The following is a 3,134-nucleotide window of genomic DNA, read 5'->3' on the forward strand; positions in this document are numbered from 1 at the left end:
TTCCGCACCAATGGCGTGAGCGTGGGTGGCGACTACCGTATCAGCGACCTGGCGACCCTGGGCGTGGGTGCCGGTTTCAGCCATGACCGCAGCGACGTGGGCCAGAACGGCAGCCGCAGCACGGCCGACAGCGCCGTGGCGGCCGTGTATGGCAGCCTGCGTCCGAGCAAGGGCGTCTTCCTCGATGGCGTGCTCGGCTACGGCACCCTGCAGTACGACGCCTCGCGCTACCTGACCGATGGCAGCGGTTTCGCCACGGGCGAACGCGACGGCAAGCAAGTGTTTGGCGCGCTGGTGGGCGGCATGGAAATGCGCCATGAAACGTGGATGTGGTCGCCGTACGGCCGCGTGGAACTGATGTCGGCCAAGCTCGATCCGTACACGGAGACGGCGACGGGCATCAATGCGCTCAGCTACTTCAAGCAGACCGTGCGTTCGCGCATCGGCGCGCTGGGCGTGCGCGCCGAGGGCATCTATGTGGGCGGCCTGGGCACGTGGTTCCCGCGTGCGCGCCTCGAGTACCGTCACCAGTTCGAGGGCGCCGACAATGCGCGCCTGGCGTATGCCGACCTGGCGGCGGACGGCCCCGTGTACGTGATCCGCACGGTGCCGCAGCAGACGGGCAACTGGACGGCGGGCCTGGGCGTGAAGCTGCTGCTGTCGAACGGCATGACATTGACGCTGGACTACAACAGCAATCTGAACATCGATAGTGGACGTACCCAGTCGGTGATGTTCGGCATCGCCATGCCGTTGAAGTAACGTTGAAGTAACGTTGAAGCAGCCATGACTTGACTGGGCAGACAGGCGCCAGCCTGATCGCCGGAGCGGATAGCAATCCGCTCCGGCGATTTTTTTTTAGTTCTGCGTCAGGCGCGTGGTGTCTTTCAGCGCCGCCACCACCTTCAGCAGGGTGTCGCCAAAGCCGCCCCTGGCTTTCGCGTGGCGGCGCGCGCTGGTGGTGACGCGCGGCGCGGCGCTCCAGGCGATGTGCGCGCCGCTGGCCTGCAGCGCCGCCACCAGTACCACGTCTTCGCTGCAGGCCAGGGGGGCGAAGCCGCCGGCGCGCAGATAGGCGCTGGCGGACACGCCGAAGTTGGCGCCGTGGATGTGCCGGTGGCCATCGGCATCCGTGTAGCTGCGGGCGAAATGTGAGCGCAGGGCCTTGGCGTGGCGCCCGTGCGGCGACCAGTCCTCGACCGCCACCGTGCCGCAGACGGCATCGGCATTCAGGCCCAGCTGGGCGCTCAGCCAGGACGGCGAGACGCGCGTATCGGCATCCGTAAACGCCAGCCAGCGGGCGCCGCGTTGCAGCAGCAGCCGTGCGCCGGCAGCGCGCGCGATGCCCACGTTGCGGGCGTTGACGCTGATGCAGTCGAGCCGCCAGCGCCGGTCCACCTGCATGGCATGCGTCAGCACGATGCGCTGTGAACGGTCGCTGCAGGCATCGAGCACGATGACGATGCTGACCGCTTCGCCCTGCAGCAACGGGCAGGTGGCGGCGGCGCGCAGCGCCGTCAGGCAGTCGTCCAGACAGGCTTCCTCGTCGTGCACGGGGACCACCACGCCGATCATGCGAAGCCCTCGCGTTGCGCCACCGAGCGCGCATCGTTCGACCAGATCCCCAGTAAAAAGTCGGTTTCCTCATGGCGCAGCACGCGGTGCAGGCCGGGCGCATCCTGGAACGCGGCATGCACGCGCACGGTCGAGACGATGCGCTGGGCGAACGGCGCGCGCCAGTGGCACAGCACGATGCTGCCGCCCGGCGCCAGGCTGGCGATGCTGTGCTCGACCACGCGCCCCAGTTCTTCCGGCGACAGGTAATAGGCGATCTCGCTGAGGACGATCAGGTCGAACTTGTCCTCGCCCGGCAGGATGCGCGGCCAGTCCTGTGGCAGCCGGTGCTGCGCGAGACTGACATGGTCGCCGCATCCGGCATCCAGCAGGCGCTGCCGCGCCAGCCGCAATGCCTGTGCTGAAAGGTCGGCCGCCAGCACGTGGTTGCAGCGCCGCGCCAGTTCCACCGTCAGCTCGCCATTGCCGCAGCCCGGTTCATACGCATGGCGGAAGCGCCGCTGCGGCAGGCTGGCCAGCAGGATGGCGCGCTTGCGTTCCTCGTACCAGCGCTGGCGCACCAGCCACGGGTCGCTGTCGTCGCGGTACAGCTGTTCAAAGTAGCTGGCGCGCTGGTCATCCTTGTCGGCGGACGGTTTCATAGAAAATACACCTCCCAGGCATGCAGCAGGCGCTGCAAGGCGTCACCGGCGACGATCGGCGGCTGGCCCGTCGACGGGTCGCCTTGCATCTGGCTGGCAAAGCAGCGCAGGGCGGCGCGCTTGCGCTGCAATTGGGCGGCGGACAGGGGCAGGCGGCGCGCGCGGTGCCAGGGCATGCGCATGTCGCCCGGCTCGGCCCAGTGCCAGCCCCAGACGGGCATTTCCACCAGGCTGGCGCCGCTGGCCGAACAGGCCGAAGCGCAGGCCCAGCCGCACGCCTCGTGATCGGGATGGCCGTCCAGGCGCCAGGTGGTCAACACCCTGTCGCCGGGGCGCAGCTGCGCCGCCAGCAAGGCGCTCAACTGCGGCGTCATGCCAGCGACGCCGCCATCGGGCAGGCGCAGGCGCAGCCATGCGGGCGGCGCCATGCCCAGCATGGCAAGCGCCTGCGCGGATTCGCGTGGGCGCACGCGGCGCAGTCGTTCCGGCGGCCAGAGCGGCGAACCCGGATGGCTGGCGTCGCCATCGGTGACGGCGACGAGCAGCAACTCGCTGCCCTGCGCCGCCAGCAGCTGCAGCAGGCCGCCGCAGGCAAGGATTTCATCATCGGGATGGGGCGCGACGATGACGGCGCGCGCCCCCGGCGGCACCAGTTCGCCCGCGCTGACGAGGGGCACGTCATGGAGTCCAGGCCAGGACAGCCACACGTGGTCTGGCGTGCCGCCGCCTTCGATGCGGCGCGCATGCATGTCGGGATGGGCGAACATGTCACAGCCCCCAGGGATGTTCTTCGGCGCCGGCGACGATGCCGCCCAGCACGGCCTGGTCGCGCTCCGCGTGGCTCTGGCGCAGGAAGACGGGCAGGTCGGCCGCCAGCCGCGCGAACTGCGCATCGCGGCACAGGGGGCCGGCGCCCAG

4 protein-coding genes and 1 pseudogene are annotated in these 3,134 nt (G+C 69.5%); 1 reads left to right on the forward strand and 4 read right to left on the reverse strand.

Annotation, left to right across the window (positions count from 1 at the left end; genetic code table 11):
- Nucleotides 1-762: autotransporter outer membrane beta-barrel domain-containing protein (locus JaAD80_RS28680; RefSeq protein WP_146012599.1), on the forward strand; the 762-nt coding region annotated here is incomplete at its 5' end.
- Between the two features lie 96 nt (nucleotides 763-858).
- Here the strand turns inward: JaAD80_RS28680 and JaAD80_RS28685 are convergent.
- The 4 genes and pseudogenes from JaAD80_RS28685 to JaAD80_RS31785 all read right to left on the reverse strand — a co-directional run.
- Entirely contained in the window at nucleotides 859-1,575 is a 717-nt protein-coding gene (locus JaAD80_RS28685; protein WP_102299572.1) for a glycosyltransferase family 2 protein, read from the reverse strand.
- Entirely contained in the window at nucleotides 1,572-2,216 is a 645-nt protein-coding gene (locus JaAD80_RS28690) for a class I SAM-dependent methyltransferase (RefSeq protein WP_102299574.1), read from the reverse strand. The genes JaAD80_RS28685 and JaAD80_RS28690 overlap by 4 nt, the downstream gene beginning before the upstream one ends.
- Nucleotides 2,213-2,983 (reverse strand): PIG-L deacetylase family protein, encoded by a 771-nt coding sequence (locus tag JaAD80_RS28695; RefSeq protein ID WP_258003244.1) that lies wholly within the window; start codon nucleotides 2,981-2,983, stop codon nucleotides 2,213-2,215. Before JaAD80_RS28695 ends, JaAD80_RS28690 begins: the two co-directional genes overlap by 4 nt.
- Nucleotide 2,984: 1 nt before the next feature.
- Nucleotides 2,985-3,134, reverse strand: a pseudogene (locus JaAD80_RS31785) (acyl-CoA dehydrogenase); the annotation flags it as partial.

The sequence above is a fragment of the Janthinobacterium sp. AD80 genome (genome assembly GCF_002878455.1).
Taxonomy (GTDB): Bacteria; Pseudomonadota; Gammaproteobacteria; order Burkholderiales; family Burkholderiaceae_D; genus Janthinobacterium.